The sequence below is a fragment of the Arthrobacter sp. 10N44_2 genome (assembly GCF_056394385.1).
In genome coordinates this window covers 33,392-54,535 of the sequence record NZ_JBFTHT010000010.1, presented here as the reverse complement: position 1 = coordinate 54,535, position 21,144 = coordinate 33,392, and the positions used below count along the sequence as shown (strand labels likewise).

General features: G+C 66.9%; 17 protein-coding genes and 1 tRNA gene. 9 read left to right on the top strand and 9 right to left on the bottom strand.

Annotated elements, in window-relative coordinates; all coding sequences use genetic code 11:
• Nucleotides 1-235: 235 nt before the first annotated feature.
• Nucleotides 236-2,779: a DNA helicase PcrA gene (pcrA, locus tag AC1DBX_RS12305; protein ID WP_476931856.1), complete on the bottom strand. Its 2,544-nt coding sequence runs from the start codon at nucleotides 2,777-2,779 to the stop codon at nucleotides 236-238.
• Between the two features lie 361 nt (nucleotides 2,780-3,140).
• A complete protein-coding gene (locus AC1DBX_RS12300; RefSeq protein ID WP_476857096.1) occupies nucleotides 3,141-3,998 on the bottom strand; it encodes an inositol monophosphatase family protein in 858 nt (285 codons plus the stop codon).
• Between the two features lie 101 nt (nucleotides 3,999-4,099).
• Between AC1DBX_RS12300 and AC1DBX_RS12295 the strand changes: the two genes are divergently transcribed.
• The gene (locus AC1DBX_RS12295; RefSeq protein WP_476931855.1) at nucleotides 4,100-4,750 is read left to right on the top strand and encodes a hypothetical protein; all 651 of its coding nucleotides are present in this window, start codon (nucleotides 4,100-4,102) and stop codon (nucleotides 4,748-4,750) included.
• Between the two features lie 258 nt (nucleotides 4,751-5,008).
• On the opposite strand, the gene AC1DBX_RS12290 is transcribed toward AC1DBX_RS12295, so the two are convergent.
• Nucleotides 5,009-5,929: a hypothetical protein gene (locus AC1DBX_RS12290; RefSeq protein ID WP_476931854.1), complete on the bottom strand. Its 921-nt coding sequence runs from the start codon at nucleotides 5,927-5,929 to the stop codon at nucleotides 5,009-5,011.
• 319 nt (nucleotides 5,930-6,248) lie between these two features.
• On the opposite strand from AC1DBX_RS12290, the gene AC1DBX_RS12285 reads away from it, so the two are divergent.
• Nucleotides 6,249-6,398, top strand: a complete 150-nt coding sequence (locus AC1DBX_RS12285) for a hypothetical protein (RefSeq protein WP_476887448.1) — start codon at nucleotides 6,249-6,251, stop codon at nucleotides 6,396-6,398.
• A gap of 103 nt (nucleotides 6,399-6,501) precedes the next feature.
• Here the strand turns inward: AC1DBX_RS12285 and AC1DBX_RS12280 are convergent, their stop codons facing one another.
• From AC1DBX_RS12280 to AC1DBX_RS12270, 3 genes are read right to left on the bottom strand one after another with little or no spacing between them, the layout of a single operon-like run.
• Nucleotides 6,502-8,034, bottom strand: a complete 1,533-nt coding sequence (locus AC1DBX_RS12280; protein ID WP_476860158.1) for a putative bifunctional diguanylate cyclase/phosphodiesterase — start codon at nucleotides 8,032-8,034, stop codon at nucleotides 6,502-6,504.
• Nucleotides 8,024-8,533: a DUF7793 family protein gene (locus AC1DBX_RS12275; RefSeq protein WP_476931853.1), complete on the bottom strand. Its 510-nt coding sequence runs from the start codon at nucleotides 8,531-8,533 to the stop codon at nucleotides 8,024-8,026. The genes AC1DBX_RS12280 and AC1DBX_RS12275 overlap by 11 nt, the downstream gene beginning before the upstream one ends.
• Entirely contained in the window at nucleotides 8,530-10,563 is a 2,034-nt protein-coding gene (locus AC1DBX_RS12270) for a glycosyltransferase family 2 protein (protein WP_476860156.1), read from the bottom strand. Before AC1DBX_RS12270 ends, AC1DBX_RS12275 begins: the two co-directional genes overlap by 4 nt.
• 519 nt (nucleotides 10,564-11,082) lie before the next feature.
• Between AC1DBX_RS12270 and AC1DBX_RS12265 the strand changes: the two genes are divergently transcribed.
• Entirely contained in the window at nucleotides 11,083-12,684 is a 1,602-nt protein-coding gene (locus AC1DBX_RS12265; protein ID WP_476931852.1) for a chitinase, read from the top strand.
• Nucleotides 12,685-12,759: 75 nt separating this feature from the next.
• Here AC1DBX_RS12265 and AC1DBX_RS12260 read toward each other — a convergent pair whose 3' ends face one another.
• Nucleotides 12,760-13,557 carry a DUF998 domain-containing protein gene (locus AC1DBX_RS12260; RefSeq protein ID WP_476931851.1) on the bottom strand — a complete coding sequence of 266 codons (798 nt, stop codon included), beginning with the start codon at nucleotides 13,555-13,557 and terminating at the stop codon, nucleotides 12,760-12,762.
• A gap of 82 nt (nucleotides 13,558-13,639) precedes the next feature.
• Between AC1DBX_RS12260 and AC1DBX_RS12255 the strand changes: the two genes are divergently transcribed.
• The 3 genes from AC1DBX_RS12255 to AC1DBX_RS12245 all read left to right on the top strand — a co-directional run bounded on the left by AC1DBX_RS12255 (nucleotide 13,640) and on the right by AC1DBX_RS12245 (nucleotide 14,729).
• Nucleotides 13,640-13,712: transfer RNA gene (locus AC1DBX_RS12255), tRNA-Arg, on the top strand.
• Nucleotide 13,713: 1 nt separating this feature from the next.
• Entirely contained in the window at nucleotides 13,714-14,325 is a 612-nt protein-coding gene (locus AC1DBX_RS12250; protein ID WP_476931850.1) for a DUF6314 family protein, read from the top strand.
• Nucleotides 14,322-14,729: an NUDIX hydrolase gene (locus tag AC1DBX_RS12245; RefSeq protein WP_223914278.1), complete on the top strand. Its 408-nt coding sequence runs from the start codon at nucleotides 14,322-14,324 to the stop codon at nucleotides 14,727-14,729. The genes AC1DBX_RS12250 and AC1DBX_RS12245 overlap by 4 nt, the downstream gene beginning before the upstream one ends.
• 46 nt (nucleotides 14,730-14,775) lie before the next feature.
• Here the strand turns inward: AC1DBX_RS12245 and AC1DBX_RS12240 are convergent, their stop codons facing one another.
• Both AC1DBX_RS12240 and AC1DBX_RS12235 read right to left on the bottom strand, forming a co-directional pair.
• Nucleotides 14,776-16,689 carry an ABC transporter ATP-binding protein gene (locus AC1DBX_RS12240; protein ID WP_476858031.1) on the bottom strand — a complete coding sequence of 638 codons (1,914 nt, stop codon included), beginning with the start codon at nucleotides 16,687-16,689 and terminating at the stop codon, nucleotides 14,776-14,778.
• Nucleotides 16,686-18,353 carry an ABC-F family ATP-binding cassette domain-containing protein gene (locus tag AC1DBX_RS12235; RefSeq protein WP_223914280.1) on the bottom strand — a complete coding sequence of 556 codons (1,668 nt, stop codon included), beginning with the start codon at nucleotides 18,351-18,353 and terminating at the stop codon, nucleotides 16,686-16,688. The genes AC1DBX_RS12240 and AC1DBX_RS12235 overlap by 4 nt, the downstream gene beginning before the upstream one ends.
• A 278-nt stretch (nucleotides 18,354-18,631) precedes the next feature.
• Between AC1DBX_RS12235 and AC1DBX_RS12230 the strand changes: the two genes are divergently transcribed.
• From AC1DBX_RS12230 to AC1DBX_RS12220, 3 genes are read left to right on the top strand one after another with little or no spacing between them, the layout of a single operon-like run.
• On the top strand, nucleotides 18,632-19,378 hold the full coding sequence (locus AC1DBX_RS12230) for a hypothetical protein (RefSeq protein WP_476851279.1): 747 nt from the start codon (nucleotides 18,632-18,634) through the stop codon (nucleotides 19,376-19,378).
• The gene (locus AC1DBX_RS12225) at nucleotides 19,375-20,106 is read left to right on the top strand and encodes a hypothetical protein (RefSeq protein WP_476931849.1); all 732 of its coding nucleotides are present in this window, start codon (nucleotides 19,375-19,377) and stop codon (nucleotides 20,104-20,106) included. Before AC1DBX_RS12230 ends, AC1DBX_RS12225 begins: the two co-directional genes overlap by 4 nt.
• A gap of 43 nt (nucleotides 20,107-20,149) precedes the next feature.
• Nucleotides 20,150-20,893 (top strand): hypothetical protein, encoded by a 744-nt coding sequence (locus AC1DBX_RS12220; protein WP_476851277.1) that lies wholly within the window; start codon nucleotides 20,150-20,152, stop codon nucleotides 20,891-20,893.
• Nucleotides 20,894-21,144: the final 251 nt, after the last annotated feature.

The following is a 21,144-nucleotide window of genomic DNA, read 5'->3' as shown; positions in this document are numbered from 1 at the left end:
CCGTTCCAGAGTACCGGTTATGTGAGTAAGGACACTATTCTATGGAGCGTAGAAAAACCGCTAGATTACGGGGTTTTTGGGGTGTCCGACGGCGCTCCGAAGGCCGGCGCGGGCGTGCCAGACCCGCGTTCGTAATGTACGGCGAACGCCCGTGCATCCGGCTGCACGGGGTGCTGGCGGACCGGTCTCCGGACTCCCGTTGGGTCTTCAGCCAAACGTCCAGCTACGCGGTCAGTTAGGCGTCCAGCTTGGTCAGCGGCGCGTAGCGCAGCAGCAGCCGCTTCTCGCCGATGTCGAACTTGACCTTGGCGACCGTCTTGTCCCCGGCGCCCTCCACCGCCAGGACGGTGCCGTTGCCGAAGCTGGTGTGGTTGACCTTGTCCCCCACGCTGACGGCGACGACTTCCTTCTGCGGCTGGACCCTGTTCTTGGCCACCGCGGCGGGAACGTCGGCGTTGAAGCCGGCGGACGGGCTGGCCGCGGCGCCGCGGGCTGTCCCGGCACCCCAGAACGATCCGCCGTAGCGGCTGGACCCGATCCCGGCACCGCTCCCCCAGCCTCCGCTCTGGCGGCTGGCGCCTTCGCGCTTCCATTCGATGAGCTCGGCGGGGATCTCCTCGATGAACTGGCTCGCAGGGTTGTACTGGCTCTGGCCCCACATGCTGCGGACCTCGGACCTGGTCAGGTAGAGACGCTTGCGGGCACGGGTCAGCCCCACGTAGGCCAGCCGGCGTTCCTCGGCCAGTTCCTTGGGATCGGTGGCGGAGCGCTGGTGCGGGAACAGCCCGTGCTCCATGCCGGTAAGGAACACCACCGGGAATTCCAGGCCCTTCGCGGTGTGCAGCGTCATCAGGGTCACGACGCCGAGCCGCTTGGCTTCGGCGACGGCGGCCGCCAGGTTTTCGGCGTCACCGCCGGGGGCGTCCGGGATCTGGTCGGCGTCGGCCACGAGGGAGACCTGCTCCAGGAAGGCTCCGAGCGAGCCTTCGGGGTTGTCGCGTTCGTATTCCCGGACGACGGCGACCAGTTCGGCGAGGTTCTCCACCCTGGACTCGTCCTGCGGATCGGTGCTGGAACGCAGCCCGGCAAGGTAGCCCGTTTGTTCGAGCACGGCTTCGAGAGCCGCGGCCGCGCCGGAGCCGGAAGCGACCTCGGAGAGGTCGTCGAGGAGTTTCACGAAGCCCAGCACGGCGTTGACCGAGCGCGTCGCCATGCCCGGGGCTTCATCGGCGCGCCGCGCGGCGGCCATGAAGGACGTGCGCTCACGCTCTGCCAGGGCGGCGACGGCACCCTCGGCTCGGTCACCGATCCCGCGCTTGGGTTCGTTGAGGATGCGGCGGAGGTTGACGTCGTCGTCCGGGTTGACCAGGACGCGCAGGTAGGCGAGGGCGTCCTTGATCTCCTTGCGCTCGTAGAAGCGGGTGCCGCCGACCACCTTGTAGGGCAGGCCCACGCGGACCAGGACGTCCTCGATCGAGCGGGACTGGGCGTTGGTGCGGTAGAAAATGGCGACGTCGCCGGGGCGCAGGTTGCCCTCGTCCTGGAGCCGGTCAATTTCCTTGGCGATGAACTGGGCCTCGTCGTGTTCGTTCTCGCCAACGTAGCCGACGATCTTCTCGCCGTCGCCCTCGGCCGTCCAGAGCCGTTTCTCCGGCCGGTTGGGGTTGCGGGAGATCACCGAGTTGGCGGCGCTGAGGATGGTCTGGGTGGAGCGGTAGTTCTGCTCGAGCTTGATGGTGCGGGCGTCCGGGTAGTCCTTCTCGAACTCCACGATGTTGCGGATGTCCGCGCCGCGGAAGGCGTAGATGGACTGGTCTGAATCGCCGACGACGGTGAGCTCGGCCGCGTCGGGGCCCTCGCCGACGATCTCGCGCACCAGGGCGTACTGGGCGTGGTTGGTGTCCTGGTATTCGTCTACGAGGACGTGCCGGAAGCGGCGCCGGTAGGAGTCGGCGAGCGCCGGGAAGGCCCGGAACATGTAGACGGTCTCGGCGATCAGGTCATCGAAGTCCATGGCGTTGGCCTGGCGCAGGCGCTGGGTGTAGCCCTTGAAGACCTCGGCGACGGCCTGCTCGAAGGGATCGTTGTAGTTTGCGCTGGAGGAGTAGCTGTCGGCGTCGATCAGCTCGTTCTTGAGCGCGGAGATCTTGTGCTGGATGGCCTTGGGCGCGAAGCGCTTGGGGTCAAGGTCCAGGTTCTTGGCGACCAGGGTGATCAGGCGCAGCGAGTCGGCGGAGTCGTAGATCGAGAAGTTGGAGTTGAGCCCGACGTTCTTGGCCTCGCGGCGCAGGATCCGGACGCAGGAGGAGTGGAAGGTGGAGATCCACATGGTCTTGGCCCGGCCGCCGACCAGCGCCTCGATCCGCTCCCGCATTTCGGCCGCGGCCTTGTTGGTGAAGGTGATGGCCAGGATCTCGCCGTGGTGCGCCCGCCTCGTGGCGATCAGGTAGGCGATCCGGTTGCTGAGCACGCGGGTCTTGCCCGACCCGGCGCCGGCGACAATCAGCAGGGCGCTGCCGGCGTGCTTGACCGCTTCTTCCTGCTCGGGGTTGAGCCCCTCCAGGAGTTCGCCGGCGTTCGGAAGCTGCGGGCGGTCCCAGCCGCCGTCAGGGCCGTCGCCGTGCGCGCTGCCGCCGTGCGGGCTTCCGCCGTGCGGGGCGGAATCCGGTCCGGAATCCAGGCCCGCCAGGCCGGACCCGGAGCGCGATTTAGTGCCTGCCGCCGCCTTGGAGGCAGCTTGGAAGGGTCCGTCGGCGTAAGGGTCAAACAACATATCCATGGTGTATCTAAGTCTAGGCGGTGGCGCTGACAGCCGTGTCCGCCCGTCGGGACATGCCCTCCCCTGCCCGCGCCCAGTGGACATAATCCCCCTGCGCCCAGTCCTGACCTCGAAGAATGAGCATGCCCCGCGGAGGCTGTCCCGGGGAAGACCCGGGTTGTTCTGAAGACCGCCGAGGTTGTTCTGAAAAATGAGCATGCGCTACGGACACAGCTCTGCCCAACGGACATGTCCTCCGCCACCTGTGCCCACTGGACATACTCCCTTTGTACCCGCTCCTGACAGCGAAAACTGAGCATGTCCCCCGGACCCCGCCGCGAAAAATGAGCATGTCCCGCGGGGAGGTCCGGCAGGCGGGAAGCTAGCCGACGCCCCCGGAGCTGAGCGCGGCGCGCAGCTGCTGGACCGCCGTCGTGCCTCCCGCGATGAACCAGTCGAGTCCGTTGACGCGCACGACGTCGGTCGCGCCGCCGGCCGCCTCCACGATCGCCTTCCCGGGCAGCCAGTCCCACTCGGGGCAGCTGTGCTGGAACCAGCAGCCGAGCTCTCCGTCCGCGACCCGGCCGAGGTCGCAGGAGCCGGACCCGAACATGCGCAGCGCGGCCGCCGACGTCGCTGCCGCGTGCCAGGGCATGGCACACATCGGATCGGCAAGCCACGTCGGGTGGATGTAGGTTGCCGCGCCGAGATCAGCCAGCGGCGTGTCGGAACGTCCGGTGCCACCGGACGCGCCGGGCAGGAAGGTGACCAGTTTTTCGCCATTGAGCGTCGCCGCACGGGACGTCCCGCCCAGCCAGAGTTTGTCCTCCTCCGGCTGGAAGATGGCGCCGAGCCCTGCACCGGAGGAATCCTTCAGGGCAATGGCCGAGCACCAGTACGTGGATCCATGCAGGAAGTTGAAGGTCCCGTCGACGGGGTCAATGACCCAGGTCCGGCCGCTGCTGCCCGCCACAGAGGCGCCCTCCTCGCCCAGGACGGCGTCATCGGGGCGGCAGCGCCGAAGCTGTTCCAGCACGTAGGATTCGGCGGCGTGGTCGGCGGCCGTGACCACGTCCGAGACCGACGTCTTCTGCCTGCCTTCAAGCCCGGCCTGCCGCATCAACAGCGCCAGGGTGCCGGCCTCGCGGACCAGGGCCTCGGCCAGTTGGTAGTCATCCAGTGAGGGGTCGAGATCTGCGGTGCTGTGCCGGCCGAGCCGGTGTTTTCCTAGTTCGGTCACGCGTCCCAGACTATCGGCGCCCGATGGCAGTGAACAGCCGGCGCGGGCACCAGGGCAGACGGCGGCGCGGAGGGGTGTGCAGGACGGGCGATAATGGAGCCATGGCCAAGACACCCGCGCAGCGGATCAAAAAGCACGGCGCCAACGCGGCGGTCCCCCAGCACCATCTCCCTCCGGTGATCAATCCAACCGCCAGCCGGACACCGCAGAAGGCACAGAGCAACAGCAATCTGATTGTCATCGCCGGGGTCGTGGCCAGCCTGTTCCTGTTCTGGTATCTGCACCTGCTCACCCTCAACCAACTCACCCAGTTGTCGGGCGGCCAGGCAATGCCCGACTCGTTGGTGGGCGGCTTTGACCTGGGGTTCGTGGAGCATTTGCGCGCGGCCATGGACGCCGATGCCCGGGGCCAGCTGAACTATGTCCACAAGACGGCCGGGATGCTCTTCCCGCTGATCTTTGGCTTCACCTGGCTGCTGCTGATCGGAACCAACGTGGCCCGGAAATCCCTGCGCTGGGCGCTGTGGTCGCTGCCGCTGCTCTTTGCTGCGGTCCGGCTGTGGGGCAGCACGGTGATCGATGAAATGATGTCCGCCGACACTCTCGACGGCGGTCAGGTCGCCCTGGCCTCCGGGCTCACCGTGGCCGGCTGGGTCCTTCTGGCGCTGAGCGTCGTGGCCGGCGTCGCCGCCGTGTTACTCGGACGCAAGGCTGCCGCGGCTTCGGCCACCCCGGGAAATGTCCAGTCCTGATTCGCGCGGCAGGGCTAGTTCTCTATTCCCGGCTTAGGACACCGGACATGTCCATTCCTGGTCGCGGCGGCAGGGCTGTTTCCCGATCCGCGGCATAGGACACGGGACATGTCCATTCTTGGTTGCGGTGGCTGGAGTCGTCCCTCGCACCCGGCCCCGAGCACAGGACATGTCCAGCGTTCGGCCCGGCCGGTGGGCATCTTGCCATTATGTCCATCCCTCAAGTCCAGCGGAGAGCATGTCCAGTTCAGTGCTAAGTCAGGGCAGTTCGGTCAGGAATTCAAGGGCCTGTTCCGCACGTTGGGAGGCTCCTGCTTTCTCAAAGTAGTCGGCGGCCCCCATCAGGTACTTCCGGGCTTCGGCCCCGTTTCCCAACGCGGCGTGCGACCGGCCCAGAAGAAGATACGCCTCGCCCAATATTTGCGGGGACGTCTTTTCGGGGACCGGGAAAATGTCAACCAGGGTGTCGACCGCCGATTTTTGATCCCCCGCCAGGAAGTTCCAGTGGCCGCGGTTCAGCTTGAGCAATATGTGATCTTCTTCGGTGCCGCCAATGACATCCGTGGCTAATTCCGCGCGTTCAATGCAACGAAGGGTGTCCGCGTCCGCAACATCAGCGGCGAGCCTCATGGCAGCGGATGCCTTATTGAACTTTGCCCAAACGGTGAGGTTCCTGGCCGGTGAAAAGGTGCCAGCGGCGAGTTCGTGATAGTGCAGCCCCTCGGCGACTTTGCTGCAAAGAAACGCGACGTTCCCAATGACCCAATACGCTTTGCCCACCAACTGGTCATCGACTTCGCCCGAAATGATGTCGGCCATGATGAGGCTTTCCGCCCACGCTTCGTCAAGCCTTCCACTATCGGCAAGCGCCGCAATGAGGGCCTGCCTGGCCTTGACTGCAATTTCGACGTCGTCCTCGTCAACCATGAGGTCCGCTGCAATTCTGGCCTCGTCGGCGGCCTCTTCGAGCAGGCCCATGCCCCGGCGAGTCAGGGCCAGGAGGATGTGCACCTGCGCCTGAAGCTGCCGGTTCCCATCCCGGGGTTCCGCAATCAGTGTGCCGGCAAGTTCCGCGCAAGCTTCAATTTCTCCGGCGGCAATGAGGCTCTCGGCCCGGAACAGCGTCATGTGCCACCATGACGACGCATCACCTTCAGCATCGGCAATGTCCGCGGCCATCTGCGCGGCGTTCGCGGCCTCGCGGAAGTCGTGGCTGGACCGGAGCTCGCGCGCCTGCAGCTCTGCAGCGGCGTACGAGGGTGAAACGGAACTTTGTTGCATGTCTCAATTATCCGTTGCCGGGGGAGCGGAAACGAACAAACCGCGCAAGCAAGACCTGCGCAATATTGACTCAGGTCTTCCGAAGCTTCGCGCGAATAACACGACTTCGCAGATCGCGGAGCGAATCGTTATACAGCGGCGTGTCGTTTGGCCCTATACTAAATCTGCACCACAAGTCACATGAGTCACATCAGCCTCTTACGTATCAGGAGTCCTAATGAAGAAGACCCTTGCAACACTCCTCGTCGCCGGTGCGCTGGCAACCGCGGGCATGTCCGCCTCCGCAGCGATTTCTGCTGCAGCTGACACCTCCGGACACAGCTCGGTGGCCGCTATCGGTTGGTGGCCGGACTCCATCAAGAAGTAACGGAGACTGCATTGACAGGCGGCGGGTGTCGGAAGTGATTCCGGCACCCGCCGTCGCTGTTTAACCATCGTCCAGCTCCGCCCCAACAACCATCAACCCAGGGCTACAAGAGCTTTCCACCCCCCGCAAACAACGCCACGATCTCGCCGGCCGGCGCGGGCCGGCCAAAGTAGTAGCCCTGCCCGCTGCCGCAGCCCATCTCGCGCAGGACTTCCGCCTGTTCCGCCGTCTCGATCCCCTCGGCCAGCGCCTTTAGGCCGCAGGCGTGGATGAGGTGCAGCACCGCGGCTACGAAGTCCCGCTGTTGCTCGTCGTCGCCGAGGCCGCTGATCAGGCTTCGGTCGATCTTGACCACGTTCACCGGCAGCTTGCGCAGGTAGCTGATGGAGGAATAGCCGGTCCCGAAGTCATCGATCTCGAGTTGCACGCCGAGCCGGCGAAGGCCGTTGAGCGAATACTGGTCGACGTCGCCGCCGTTGACCGCCATGGACTCGGTCAGTTCCACGATCAGGTTTGATGCATCCACGCCGGTCTCCCTGAGGATGTCCCGCACATGTTCGATCAGCTCGAGGTTTTGCAGTTCGGTGGTGGAAATGTTGACCCGGACGTTAAAGGTGCTGTCCACCTGCAAGTCCTGCTGCCATTTGCGCAATTGGCGCACTGCATTGCGCAGCACCCAGTGGCCCAGGTCCACGATCATGCCGGTTTCCTCGGCCAGGGGAATGAACTGGTCCGGCATGAGCAGACCGCGCTCCGGGTGGTTCCACCGGACCAGCGCCTCCACACCCTCGATCCTGCCGGTCGCGAGGTCCACCACCGGCTGGTAATGCAGGGTCAGCTGGTCCTGCCGGATGGCTTCGCGCATTTCCGTAATCATGACGCTCTGCAGCCGGCGCGCGTACAGCAGGGCCGGCTCGAAGACTTTGATGCTGCTGTGCTGCTGCGCCTTGGCCGCGTACATGGCCGTGTCGGCCTCCATGACCAGGTCATCGACGGACTGGCCGGGTTCCGCGATCCGCAGGCCGATGCTCGTTCCGCAGGTGACTTTCAGGTCCCCGACGTCGAGGCTCTCACTGAGTGCCTTGAGGATCCTGTTCGCCACCCTGCGTGCCCGGACCAGATTGGACTTCGGCAGCATGACGGCGAATTCGTCGCCGCCAAGGCGCGCCACGGTGTCAGTCTCGCGGACGGCGTCCTGGAGCCGGCGTGCGATGGCCCGCAGGACGTCGTCGCCGGCGCTGTGCCCCAGGGTGTCGTTAATGCCCTTGAAGGAATCAAGATCCAGAATCAGGAGGGCCGGCGGCATTTCGCCGCGCGAGGACTCCGCGAGGGCATGGCTCAGGACCGAGTTCAGTGCCGTCCGGTTGGCGAGTTGGGTCAGTGGGTCGGTCAGCGCCATGCGTTCGAGCTCCACCTGTGCCTCGCGCAGCATTGCCGTGCGGCTTTCGACCCGCTCTTCCAGCTCCTGGTAGATGGTCTGCAGGTCATCGGCCATCAGGTTGATGCCGGCGATGACGGCGGCGACGTCGTCGCGGGCTCCCGAATGCGGGATCCGGGTGCTCAGATCGCCGCCGGCGATCCGCACGATGCCTTCCACGAGGGCGTGCAGCCTGGGGTCCGGTGATTCATTCTTCACGGGTGTACTGCCTTAGCCACTCAACGGCCGCGGATTCGGAGGTGAAGAACTGGGCCGGGATCGTCTCGCTTCGGGACCGCAGGAGGTAGTGGGCAATGACCCTGTCCACCGGGCTCTCGCCCACCAGGGCGAACGCTGTCGCCGCTATGGAACCGCTGTAGACCCGGCGGGCCTCCATGCTGACACCGACGACGCCGGTGATCACCAGGAGCACCGGCATCCGCCGTCCCGCGGCGAGCGTGCGGACGATGTCGCCGGCGATGCGCGCTTCCGGACCCTCGATCTCCTGGTTGGCGGGCAACAGGACCTCGATGATTCCGCCGTCGATCATCCGCACCCCGATGCTACGGGCGGCACCGCCGTCGGCGAGCGCACCGTCGGCCGCCCGGGCCGCGGTGACCGCCGCCGCCCCCAGAACGACGCCGGCCGAGGCCGCTGCCGTGTCCGGCAGGCCCTCCGGCAGCCGCCCCTCGGGCCCGGCCAGGGCCTCGAGAGTCATCGGACCGCAATTCGACGGCGGCGGTCCGCGGAGCCCCGGAGGTCACGGTTCAGCCGTCGGTCGCCGTGATAGAGAATCGTTTCCCAGTCGACTTCCTCGGCTGTCTTGGCAATCACGGGACTCTCCTTCACTTTCTTGGGCCTGGGACTGACATACAGCCAGTTAACCACCCCGAGGAAGACATCCACCGCGGAGTTGAAGACTCCGATGTAGGCGCGGATCGCGCCGGCAGCGAGGATGGCGTTGACGGAGGCGAAGGCCACGTTGCCCCAGTTCCCCACTTGCGCGTCCCGCCATACGGTCAGCAGCGAGAAGGCGACGATCGCGTACGGGGTCAGGACGTAGATCGCCGGGGCGGCGGTGCGGTCCTTGACCTTGGGCGTGCGGGCGAAGGGAATCTTGTCGCCTGTGACGGCCTGCTGCAGCGATTTCAGCACGCCCGCCAGGTTGACCGGCAGCAGCACGAGGTTGAAGCCGTAGATCCGGAGGATGTCGCTGAAGCGGTGGCCGCAGTCGCGCAGGTCGCTGCCCATGGCCAGGAAGTACGGCAGGGCGGCGATGAATACGATCGGGCTTAGCAGCCGGCTGTCATAGGGGTACGCCAGGAGGAAGACGAGGCCAAAGCTGGCCCACGCGATGGAGGCCATGTAGTTCACCCGCAGCAGCACCTCCCGGAACAGGATCGCGCGGCGCTCGGACCGGTGTTGGCGGAGCTGGACCCACAGCTTGGGCAGGATCAGCAGGCCGCCGTTCGCCCAGCGCCTGCGCTGGACTACGAGGGAGCCGAAGTCCGGGGGTGTGGCGCTGTAGCTGAGCCGTTCCGGATAGTTCACCAGGGTCCAGCCGTGCTGGCCGAGATCGATGCTGGATTCGGTATCTTCGATGACGGTTCGGTCCTGGATGTACGTCCGGATCTCGAAGGCTCCGTTGGTTTCCACCTCGACGATGTCCTCCAGGGCGCGTTTGCGGATGACGGCGTTGGCGCCCACCCAGAACGTCGCACCGTAGTAGGTCATGCCCTGGTGGAGGATGTGCTGGAGGTCGGTGGTGGCTCCGGCGACCCGCTCGATGCGGGTGGGGGCACCACGGAAGGAGGAATACGGCGTCTGGGTGACCGCGACGCGCTCGTTGCCGGCCGATTCCAGGAAGTAGACCAGCCGGAGGCAGTAGTCGCGCAAAAGCAGCGAGTCGGCATCGAGCGTCAACAGGTAAGTCGTGTCCCGGACGTCCATGATCTCGCAGTCCAGTTCCGGGGCGACGCCGGCGCCCACCTTGCGCAGGATCACGCCGTCGGCGGTGGTTTCCTTCTGCCAGGTGTGGCCCATCAGGGAAATGTAGGCATTGAGGTTCATTGCCTTGTTCGCCTCGTGGGAAAGGCTCTCGTATTTTTTGCGTTCGAACGTTTCGGTGGAGACGTTGAAGATCCAGGTCAGCCGGAGGTACAGCTCTTCGATCCGGGTGCGCGGCGGCGAGGTCTGCTGGGCCAGCGCAGCGTTCAGTCCCAGGAGTACGAGCCTCAGCTCGCGGGCCAGGCCCATCAGGACGAGGTCGACGAAGAACTCGTCGACGTGGTCCTCCACCGTTTCGGCAGCAGCCATCGATTCAAGCCATTCGGCGGCTGCCTCATATTCGGCGATCAGCAGGGCCACCTCGGCGGCAGTGCCGCGCCCGTGCGCCTTTTCCCGGTTGCGGAAATCGGCCAGGGCAGCATTGAAGCGCGACGCCGGGACGCTGAGTTCTGCGGCGATCTCCGCGGTCAGTGCGCGGGTCTTGTCCAGCCGGACCCGGTCACCAAGGTCAGAGGGATGCGGCGGGTCATCGAGCAGCAACACCACTTTGAGGTCCGGGAACTCCTGCAGCGCCGCGGACCACAGCGTCGCCCGCACCACCTGGGGTTCTTCGGCGTAGGAGGGCACCAGCACGGTGATGCCCTCGGCGTACTCGGCGAAGTGCCGGTCAAGCTCGCCGCGCGGCACCCTGGCATGGTCCCGGAACCGGTACAGGGCGCCCTGCCGGGCCATCAGGTACATGAGGGCGGAAAACGTCAGGAATGTTACGACGATTAGGTAGGAGACCGTCTCAAACTGAAACCGGAAACCCGCATTGGGGTTGTCCGCGAGCTCTTTCAGAATGGTGGAAATAACGTATGTTACCCAGGCCGCCAGCGTCGTGAGAATTCCCAGGCGGCCAAGGATTATTTTGCGCCGGGACGGTCTCGGATGAACAATTGACAGCGGCTCGGAACGCCGCTCTGCTCCCCATTGACGGCGCCGGACCGCACCTTTTTGTTCGGTGGTCGCGCTTTCCGAATCCAAGCGCGGCAAGACAAGCTGATCTGGCATTAGTCCCCATAAGACTGCAAAGTCGGCATATTGGCGCGCGCCTACGGCAAAACCCGCACGCCGCACCGGAATGTTCCGGTGAGTGCCCTTATGATAATGCAAGGTCAGAGGCTTGCCGGACATCAGACACCCCGGAAATTTCACGAGCTGATGCCGGCTGCCGGCGCGTGCCCGGCTGCCCAACGAAAGACGCACAAGGGGGGCCCCGTGTCCGAACGATTCCCAGGCCGCAAACTATCTGTGGTCCGGCTGGGTGTACTCATCGGCGCCGTGGTGGCGGCCGCCGGCGGCGGCGTTGTCGCATGGGGCAACTTCCAGGACGTCCGGGCGGCCGAGGCCATCCCGTCCGTTTTCTCGGGATATGTCGATGTCACGGCCACGCCCCGGTACGCATTCGAGGACCCGGTGTCCAAGGAAGCCGAAAAGGTCGTGCTGTCCTTCGTGGTGGCTGATCCCAAGGAGCCGTGCTCACCTTCCTGGGGGGCGGCCTACTCCCTCTCCGACGCCGCGGCCTCACTGGACCTGGACCGGCGGGTGGCCCGGCTTCAGCAGCTCGGCGGCAGCGTGGCGGTGTCCTTCGGCGGGCTGGCCAACCAGGAGTTGGCCGTCACGTGCACCGATCCTGCCCAGCTCAAGTCGGCGTACCGGACCGTCGTCGACCGCTACCAGGTCAGCAGCATCGATCTGGACGTGGAAGGCGAGGCCCTGTCCGACCCCGCGGCCCTTCAGCGGCGCTCAGTGGCCATCGCCGCGCTCCAGCAGGAGCGCCAGCGCGAGGGCAAGTCCCTGAGCGTCTGGCTGACGCTGCCGGCGGATCCCAACGGCCTCACGGCGACCGGCAGCGACGCTGTCCAGAAGATGATCGCTGCGGGGGTCGACCTCACCGGCGTGAACGCCATGACCATGGACTACGGCGGAAGCATGCTGCCGGGCCGGTCGATGTACGAGAACGCGGTATCCGCCGCGGAAGCCACCCATCAGCAACTGACCGGCCTGTACCGGGCCGCCGGCACCGAACTCGGCAGCGGAACGGTGTGGCGCAAAGTCGGGTTGACGCCGATGATCGGCCAGAACGACGTCGCCGGCGAAATTTTCACCCTCAAGGACGCCCAGGAACTCAGCGCCTACGCCAGTGCCCGCGGCATCGGCCGGCTTTCCATGTGGTCCCTGAACCGTGACCGCACCTGCAGCCAGAACTTCCCGGACGTCACGAAGGTTTCCGATGGCTGCAGCGGCGTGGACCAGGGAAGCTCGTCCTTCGCCACGATCCTCGGCGCGGGTGTCATGGCCAGCCCGTCGTCTGCGCCTGCCGCCGCGGCTGCGCCGACGCCGGTCCCGGCCGTCAGCGACAATCCCTCCACCAGCCCGTACCCGGTGTGGTCCGAGAACACCGCCTACACCGCCGGGGAGCGGATCGTATGGCATTCGAACGTCTACGAGGCCAAATGGTGGACCCGCGCCGACACCCCGGATGATCCCGTCCTCCAGGGCACCGCGACCCCCTGGCGCATTATCGGTCCGGTCCTGGCCGCTGACCGGCCTACCCCGCAGCTGACGGCACCGGCCGGGACCGCCCCGGCGTGGCAGCCGGCCACGGTCTACCGCAAGGGCGCACGGGTGCTCTTCGAAGGTCGGGTCTTCGAAGCAAAATGGTGGACCCAGACCGACAGCCCCGAAGCTGCGCTGCAGGGATCGCCGGAATCGCCGTGGTCAAAGCTGCGGGACGAGGAACTGATGAAGCTCATGGCCCCGGCGACGGCGACTGCCACCCCGCTTCCCAGCGCGACGGCGTCCGCGCCGGCGCCCTAAGGGCCCGCTTCACCGGGCCCGGGCCCTCCAGCCCGGGCCCTGTGGCCTGCACGGGCCTGCCTCAACGTGCCTGCCTCAGCGGGCCTGGGCCCGGGCGAGCTTGCGCGCCGTGCGTTCGTGTTGGACCCGCTGGGCGATGACAAGGCCGGCCGCGGCGACGCCGACGGTGATGGGATAGCCCATGAGCCGTTCCAGGGCACCGGGTTCCGGCACGTGCATGCCCGTCAGCCCGCCCGCAATGAGCGCCGCCAGGGACACGGCCCCGCAGCCCAGGATGAACCACCCGAGCGGCGTCTGCCGGAGCCAAAGCCAACCGAGGATCAGAAGGGCCAGGGCGCCGGCGGCGAAGTACATCAGGGCGCCGGCCAGGTGCCAGGCCGATCCCGTGTCCTCGGGCACCAGCCCCACGATGACCGTTCCTGCCCCGGCGGCGCCGGTCAGCAGCCGGGCGGCGGCCGCTGCCACCACCCCTGCGCCCCAGCGCGCGCGGCCGTGCGGCCGCCCCGATACCCGGCCGCGCCGGAGGGGCACTCCGGTCCGCGCGGCACAGCACAGGAGCGCCGAGCCGAGCAGCAGCGCGCCGACCACCATGCCAAGGCCTTGGACCACAAATGACGCGTTCATCAGCAGGTGCGCCGGCGAGCAGACGTCCCGGCCGGAAAACTCTCCGCACGCCACGGCGCCGAGGTCGCTGATGTAGCCCGTGCGGCGGCTGTATGGCTCCGCTCCCGCCCAGGCACCGATCACAGCCGACTCGGCCACGAAATACTGCAGCACGCTCAGCTTCGCCAGGGCCCCGACGTAAAACCTGGTCGCGGCCACATCGGGGTAGTAGAGGGCTCCGGCGGAAAGCTCGGTGGTTCCTGCAGTCATGCCAAGAGCGTAGTACGCGCGCTCACCTTGTATGCTTATATCCGTGTCCGACCGGACCGGCCCCGGCCGCCCGCGGATACCCGCCCTCGTAGCTCAGTGGATAGAGCACGGCTCTCCTAAAGCCGGTGTCGTTGGTTCGATTCCAATCGAGGGCACTTGAACATTCCTGCCCCGGACGAAACCCCGGACACGGGTCCGGGCTTTGACCTCCGCGCCTACCTGCGCGGCTCCTGGTCCGTCGACCGCACCCTGCTGGACCGCAGCACCGGCACCAGCGGAACCTTCACCGGCGTCGTACGCTTCACTGCCGACGACGACGGCGGCCTGTGGTGGCGTGAAGAAGGCACCGTGCGCTGGGCACCCCCGGGCGGCGCGCCGTTCTCCGGCCCGGCGAGCCGGGAATATCTGTTGCAGCCGGCGGACACCCCCGATGTCCTGGACGTGTACTTCCCGGACGGCCGTCCCTTCCACCGCATGGGCTTCGCCGGGCAAACCAATCAGGACGAGCACTGGTGCGACCCGGACACGTACCGCGTGACGTACACCTTCCGCGGTCCGGACCAATGCGGCTACCGCTGGGACGTCACCGGGCCGGCCAAGGACCAGCTGCTGGAGTCGGTCCTGCGACGGCTGAAAGCAAAACCAGACGCAAGACCAGAGGCACGACCAGGAACAGGCCCGGATCCGGATCCGGATCCGGAGACAAAGCCACGCGTGATGCCGGATGTGACCCCCGATGCGACGCCGGATTCAGGGCGCGCCGGGTGAACCCGCGCATCGTCGTCTCCGCCGTCTGCGTTTTCGATCGCTCCGGACGCCTCCTGACCGTCCGCAAACGCGGCACGGACAAGTTCATGCACCCCGGCGGCAAACCCGAGGCCGGCGAAACAGCGGCCCAGGCTGCGGCGCGCGAGCTCCAGGAGGAAGTGGGGATCGTGCTGGCCCCGGACCGCCTGGACCTGCTGGGTTGCTGGCTGGCGGATGCCGCCAACGAGGCGGCCACCCAGATCGAGGCCACGGTCTTCACGGCGCCCGGGGTGTGGAGCGCCCGGCCGTCGGCGGAAATCGCCGAGATCCGTTGGCTGGACCTGTCCGCCGAGCTGCCCGGCGACCTCGCCCCGCTGCTGACGGACCATGTGCTGCCGGCCCTGTCCGCCAAGCCGTCCTGCTAGGACCTCCACCGGCCAGGACCTCCAACGCCGGCTTCCAAACGGCGGCTCAGTAGCCGGGCACGGATTCCTGTGCCACCGCGCTGGCCTCGGAGAACTGCGTCCGGTACAGCTCCGCATAGCGGCCCTCGGCGGCGAGAAGCTCCCGGTGGGTGCCGCGCTCCACGATCGAGCCGTCCTCCACCACCAGGATCGCGTCCGCCGCACGGATCGTCGAGAGACGGTGCGCGATCACGACGGCGGTACGGCCTTCCAGCGCGGCGCCCAGCGCCTCCTGGACGGCGGCCTCGTTGGTCGAATCCAGCGCGGCGGTGGCTTCGTCGAGGATGACCACCCGCGGCTGGGCGATCAGCAGGCGGGCGATCGTCAGGCGTTGCCGCTCGCCGCCGGAGAGCCGGTAGCCGCGCTCCCCCACCACAGTGTCCAGCCCATCGGGCAGGGACCGGATCATGTCTTCGAGCCGGGCACGGCGCAGCGCATCCCACATCTGCTCTTCGGTGGCCTCCGGCCGGGCCAGGCGCAGGTTGGAGGCGATGCTCTCGTGGAACAGGTGACCGTCCTGCGTCACCATGCCGAGGGTCGCGCGCATCGAGTCGAACGTGAGGTCACGGACGTCCACGCCCGCGCCGGGCGTCGTGCCGCCGAAGCGGATGGCGCCGGAGTCGACGTCGTACAGGCGCGACAGGAGCTGCGCAATGGTGGACTTGCCCGCCCCGGAGGAGCCGACGAGGGCCACCGTCTGGCCCGGCTCCACCCGGAAGCTGATGCCGTGCAGCACTTCCTCGCCGCCGCGGGTGTCCAGGGTCAGCACGTCCTCCAGGGAGGCCAGCGAGACTTTGTCCGCCGAGGGGTAGGCGAAGCGGACGTTATCGAACTCCACCGAGAGCGGACCGGACGGGGAGGCCACCGCGTCCGGCTTCTGCTGGATGAGCGGCTTGAGGTCCAGGATCTCGAAGACGCGTTCGAAGCTGACCAGGGCGCTCATGATCTCGACCCGCGCGTTTGAAAGTGCCGTGAGCGGCGCGTACAGGCGGGTGAGCAGCAGTGCCAGCACGACGACGTCGCCCGCGTTCAACTGCCCGGCGAGCGCGAGCCAGCCGCCCAGGCCGTAGACCAGTGCCAGGGCCAAGGCCGAGACCAGTGTCAGCGCCGTGACGAAGGTGAACTGCAGCATGGCGGTGCGGACGCCGATGTCCCGGACGCGGCCGGCCCGGAGGGCGAACTCGCGGGATTCCTCGTCGGGGCGGCCGAAGAGCTTGACCAGCGTGGCGCCGGGCGCGGAGAAGCGCTCGGTCATCTGGGTGCCCATGGTGGCGTTGTGTTCGGCGGCTTCGCGCCGCAGATCGGCCAGCTTGGAGCCCATCCGGCGGGCCGGGATCAGGAAGATCGGCAGCAGGATCATGGCGAGCACGGTCACAAGCCACGATTTGTTCAGCATCACCGCGAGGGTCAACGCCAGGGCCACGACGTTGCTGACCACGCCGGAGAGCGTGCCGGCGAAGGCTGACTGCGCGCCAATGACATCGTTGTTCAGCCGGCTGACGAGGGCCCCGGTCCGGGTCCGGGTGAAGAACGCGATCGGCATCTTTTGGACGTGGTCGAAGACCTTCGTGCGCAGGTCCACGATCACGCCTTCGCCGATCGTGGAGGACATCCAGCGCGTCACCAAGCCGATTCCGGCCTCGGCGATCGCGACGACGGCGATCAGGACGGCGAGCCAGATCACGGTTCCGGCATCCGCGTGGGCGATGATCGCGTCGACCACCTGCCCGGCGAGGACCGGGGTCGCGACGGCCAGGAAGGCCATCACGATGGACAGCAGCACGAAGGCGATCAGTTTGCCGCGGTGGGGGCGGGCAAAACTGAAGACGCGCTTCAGGGTCTCCTTCGAGAACGGCTTGGACCCGCTGGAGGCGCGGGTGATGTTGTAGAGGGAGCTCCAGGCGACCCGGTCCATGCTCATTTGGTGTTGCCTTTCGGGGCATCGGCGTGCAGTTCGGTGACGACGCCGTTCTCGACGTTCCAGCGCACGTCCAGGCGGACGTTTTCCAGCAGCCGGCGGTCGTGGGTGACCAGCAGTAGCGCGCCGTCATAGCTGTCGAGGGCTTCCTCGAGCTGTTCGATGGCGGGCAGGTCAAGGTGGTTGGTGGGTTCGTCCAGAACGAGCAGGTTCACGCCGCGGGCCTGCAGCAGCGCCAGGGCTGCCCGGGTCCGTTCCCCCGGGGAGAGGGAGTCCACGGCCCGGTTGGTGTGATCGGCTTTGAGGCCGAATTTGGCCAACAGGGTGCGCACCTCGGCCGGGGTCTGCTCCGTCAGGACGGCCTCAACGGCGTCTGCAAGCAACAGTCCGCCGGCCAAGAGCCCGCGCGCCTGGTCGATCTCGCCGACGGCCACGGACGCGCCCATGGACGCGTCACCGGAGTCGGGCTGCTGGACGCCGAGCAGGAGCCGGAGCAGGGTGGATTTGCCGGCGCCGTTCGGACCCGTGATCCCGATCCGCTCCCCCGCATTCAGCTGCAGATTCACCGGGCCGAGAGTGAAGTCGCCCTGCACCGCGACGGCGTCGCGCAAGGTGGCCACGACGGCGCTGGAGCGGGGTGCCGCCCCGATGCTGAACTGCAGCTGCCATTCCTTGCGCGGCTCTTCCACTTCTTCGAGCCGGGCGATGCGGGACTCCATCTGCCGGACCTTCTGGCCCTGCTTCTCGGAGGACTCGGTGCTGGCCGCCCGGCGGATCTTGTCGTTGTCCGGGTTCTTCTTCATCGCGTTGCGGACGCCCTGGGAGCTCCACTCGCGCTGGGTGCGGGCCCGGGAGACGAGGTCCGCCTTGGTGTTCGCGTACTCCTCGAAGCGTTCCCGGGCGTGCCGGCGGGCAACGGCGCGTTCCTCCAGGTAGGCCTCGTAGCCGCCGTCGTATACCGCCACCGAGTTCTGGGCCAGATCCAGTTCCACGATCGTGGTGACGCAGCGCGCCAGGAACTCGCGGTCATGCGAGACCAGGACGGCGCCGCCGCGCAGGCCCTGCACGAAGGCCTCGAGCTTGGCCAGGCCGTTGAGGTCCAGGTCGTTGGTGGGTTCGTCCAGGAGCACGATGTCGAACCGGCTCAGCAGCAGGGCGGCGAGCGCCACGCGGGCCGCCTGGCCACCGGACAGGCCAGTCATTCCGGCGTCGGGGCCCACATCGAGGCCAAGGTCCGCCAAGACGGACGGGATGCGGTCCTCCAGGTCAGCGGCGCCGGAGGCCATCCAGCGGTCGAAGGCCAGGGAGTAGGCGTCGTCGGAGCCCGGAGCGCCGGAGCCCAGCGCCTCCGCGGTGGATTCCATCTCCAGGGTCGCCTGGGCACAGCCGGTGCGCCGGGCGATGTAGCCCGCGACCGTTTCGCCGGCAATCCGTTCGTGTTCCTGCGGCAGCCAGCCGACAAAGGCGTCGGCGGGGGCCAGGCTCACGGTGCCTTCCTGCGGACCGTCGACGCCGGCCAGCAGCCGCAGCAGGGTTGATTTGCCGGCACCATTGGCGCCGACGACGCCGACGACGTCGCCGGGGGCTACGGTCAGGGACAGCTTCGAGAAGAGTGTGCGGTGATCGTGTCCACCGGAAAGATCCTTGGCAACAAGGGTTGCAGTCATTACTTCATCCTCTCACTGCGGCCCAAAACGGGCCTCCCGTCTGGGAGAAACTGCGGGTCCGGACGGGACAGAAAACCGGCCGGGCATAGAAGAACCCGCCGGTCCGGACTTGGGGGGTGTACGGACCAGCGGGTTCGACCATTTAGCATAGTTGAATTAGGACCTCACGCAAAATCCCAGCCAACACCGCCACACCGCCGCCACCCCCCGCCTCAATCGCCGCTGCCCCACCGCATGCCAGTAGCCATACTGCCCGTCGACTCCGCAGGAAGCCCTAGATGCCACTACCCGCAAAGGCGTTCCAACTCTGGCTTCATCGGGTTGCCCCGTCCGCGAGCACAGCCGATCTCTGCCGGATCTCCGGGATAAAGCGCACCACCTTCGCCCAGCAGTTGGTCCGCGGGAAGGTGGCCGAAACCACCCTGGTCAGCATCAGCCGGGCCCTGGATTTGAGTCCGCTGGCGGAACTCGCTTCCTTCGAGCACTATGCGGAGCTGGCCGCCCCGCCGCAGCCGCCGACCCCGGCCGAACTCGTCAGCCAGGTCGCCACTATGGACCTGTTGCGCGCCGTCATTTCGCGTTCTTCCCCGGCCTACGGCGGCTACGGTGACCAGGGCAGCTCAATGACCCCGGCTCTGAGCCCCGCACCGCACGCCACGTCGGTCCGGAACTGGGTGGATGCGATTGACGATGGTGAATTGCGCCACCGGGTTTCGGCCGCCACCGGGGTGGCACCGCAAAATTACTCCGCGCAGCTCACGGCAAACCGGCTGTCCCCCGAGCTTGCGGTCGCGACGGCCCGCGCGGCGGGCGTAGGCTTCACGGGCGGGCTCGTCGCCACGGGCCTGATAACTGAGGCTGAGGCCGGCTGGACGGCCGGAGCGAAGCAAGCCGCGTTGGACGCTCTTTCCGACGGCGACCTTAGCGCCCTGGCCGGGGAACGTCTTCAGGCGCTCGGAAAATCGCTGCGGCGCCATGAGCAGGAGCAGGCACAAACACAAACGATTTGGGAGAACCTCGGATGATCGCGATCCTGCAGTGGACCACACTGGCGATGTGCTGCGTCGCCACGCTCGTCCGCGTGCCCAGTGTCCTGCGGGGTGAAAACCGGTCCCTGTTCTGGATCCTTGCGCTGATGACCCTGGCGATCCTGCTCAGCATCGATGCCCCGTATCTGGCCGTGGACCAAGCCCTGGGAGGCATGAACGTCGCCAACCTGCTGCTGCGCTTCGTCATTTTCGCCGTCATCTTCTTCCTTGGTCTCCGGATGGCCCGGGGCTTCAGCGCGTGCGACGCCCTGCGGCTCATCACCGGCCCCATCGGCATCGCAGTAGCCGCTGCCGCCTCGGCTGTGGTGGTGGTGGTCTTCCTCATGATGGATACCGCCGGCTCCTCGGCGGGTTTGGTCGCCGTGTTCGCCAAGGACGGCCGCAATGCCGCCCTGGTGGAGTATTACGGGGCCGCCGGGCGCCTGTACCCCGCGTTCATCACCGCGGCCCTGTTTCCGGCGATGCTGCGGACCCTGCGCAGCGGACTTCCGGCCCTTGTCCGGTCCAGCGCCGGGTTGCTGGCCGTGGGCACCGTGGCCATCTGCCTCAGCCTGCTCTCCCCGGTCATCCCTCCGCCCCTCGGGTTCATGCGGTTCGTCATCAACTACTCGGCGGTCGTGTGCCTGGTCCTGGGACTGTGCATGATCTGGCTGGCTAAGACGCTTGCGAAGCGTGCGCCGAAGAAGCATGCTGGCATGATCTGACCACTTTGGGGCTGAGCAGGCAAGCGATGTGGGAGAACCGGGAATGATTGCAACCCTCCAGTGGGGCACGCTGATCATCTGCACCGTGGTGCTCCTCCTCCGCGTTCCGGATGCGGTCCAGGGGCGGAACAGGACCGTCTTCTGGATCCTGGTGCTCGCGACCCTGTGCAGCCTGCTCTCGGTGCCCGGCCCCTATGAGGCGATCGATGGGGCGCTGGGGGGATGGAACCTCGCCCACCTGATCTTGCGCTTCCTCGTATTCGCCGCGGTCCTGCTGGTCGGTCTGCGCGTGGCGCGGGGCCTGGCAGACGAGCCCGGCTACCGCCTCATCGCTGGGCCGGCAGGGCGCTGGGCCCTGGCCCTCAGCGCCGTCGTCGTGGCGGTGACCTTCTTCTTCATGGACACCCGCGGGTCCTCGGCCGGCATGCTGGACATCGCGGACAACGGGGGACGCAATGCCGCCCTGGCGCCGTTCTACGCCGCGGCCGGCCGCACCTATCCTGCTTTCGTCTCCCTCGCCCTGCTGCCGGCATTGGTGGCCACCACCAGGAGCCAGCTGCCGCGGCTGGTGCGTGCCGCGGCCCTCCTGACATGCCTCGGCGCCCTCGCCACCGCCTGCAGCGTACCTGCCTCCTTCGCCCCGAAAGCGTGGACCCTCGCTCAGCAGACGGTCAACTATTTGGCCGTCCTGGGCTATGTCCTGGGCCTGGGACTGTTCTGGGCTTCCGGGCTCGCCGCCAAAGAATCTCATAACGCTCGCGCAACATTTCGCAAGAACCAAAAGTAGGCATTCACAAAATCATTAGACCGTGAGAGAATCATGAATGTGTGAATGCGGCAATCGCTTCGTGTACGGAAGTCAGCCGTGCGAAGCAGAGGCAGCCGTCCAAGCGCCATTGGGGGGATGAGTGGTAGCGGTCCGGTAGGACCGCTCCCACTCAGCCTGTTTAAGGGGTTTTCCGGTTGTTCCCGACAGTATTCGGATTCCCCGACACTGCCGGCCGGATTCCCCTGCGGGAAAGGCGGCGTCAGGCGGCC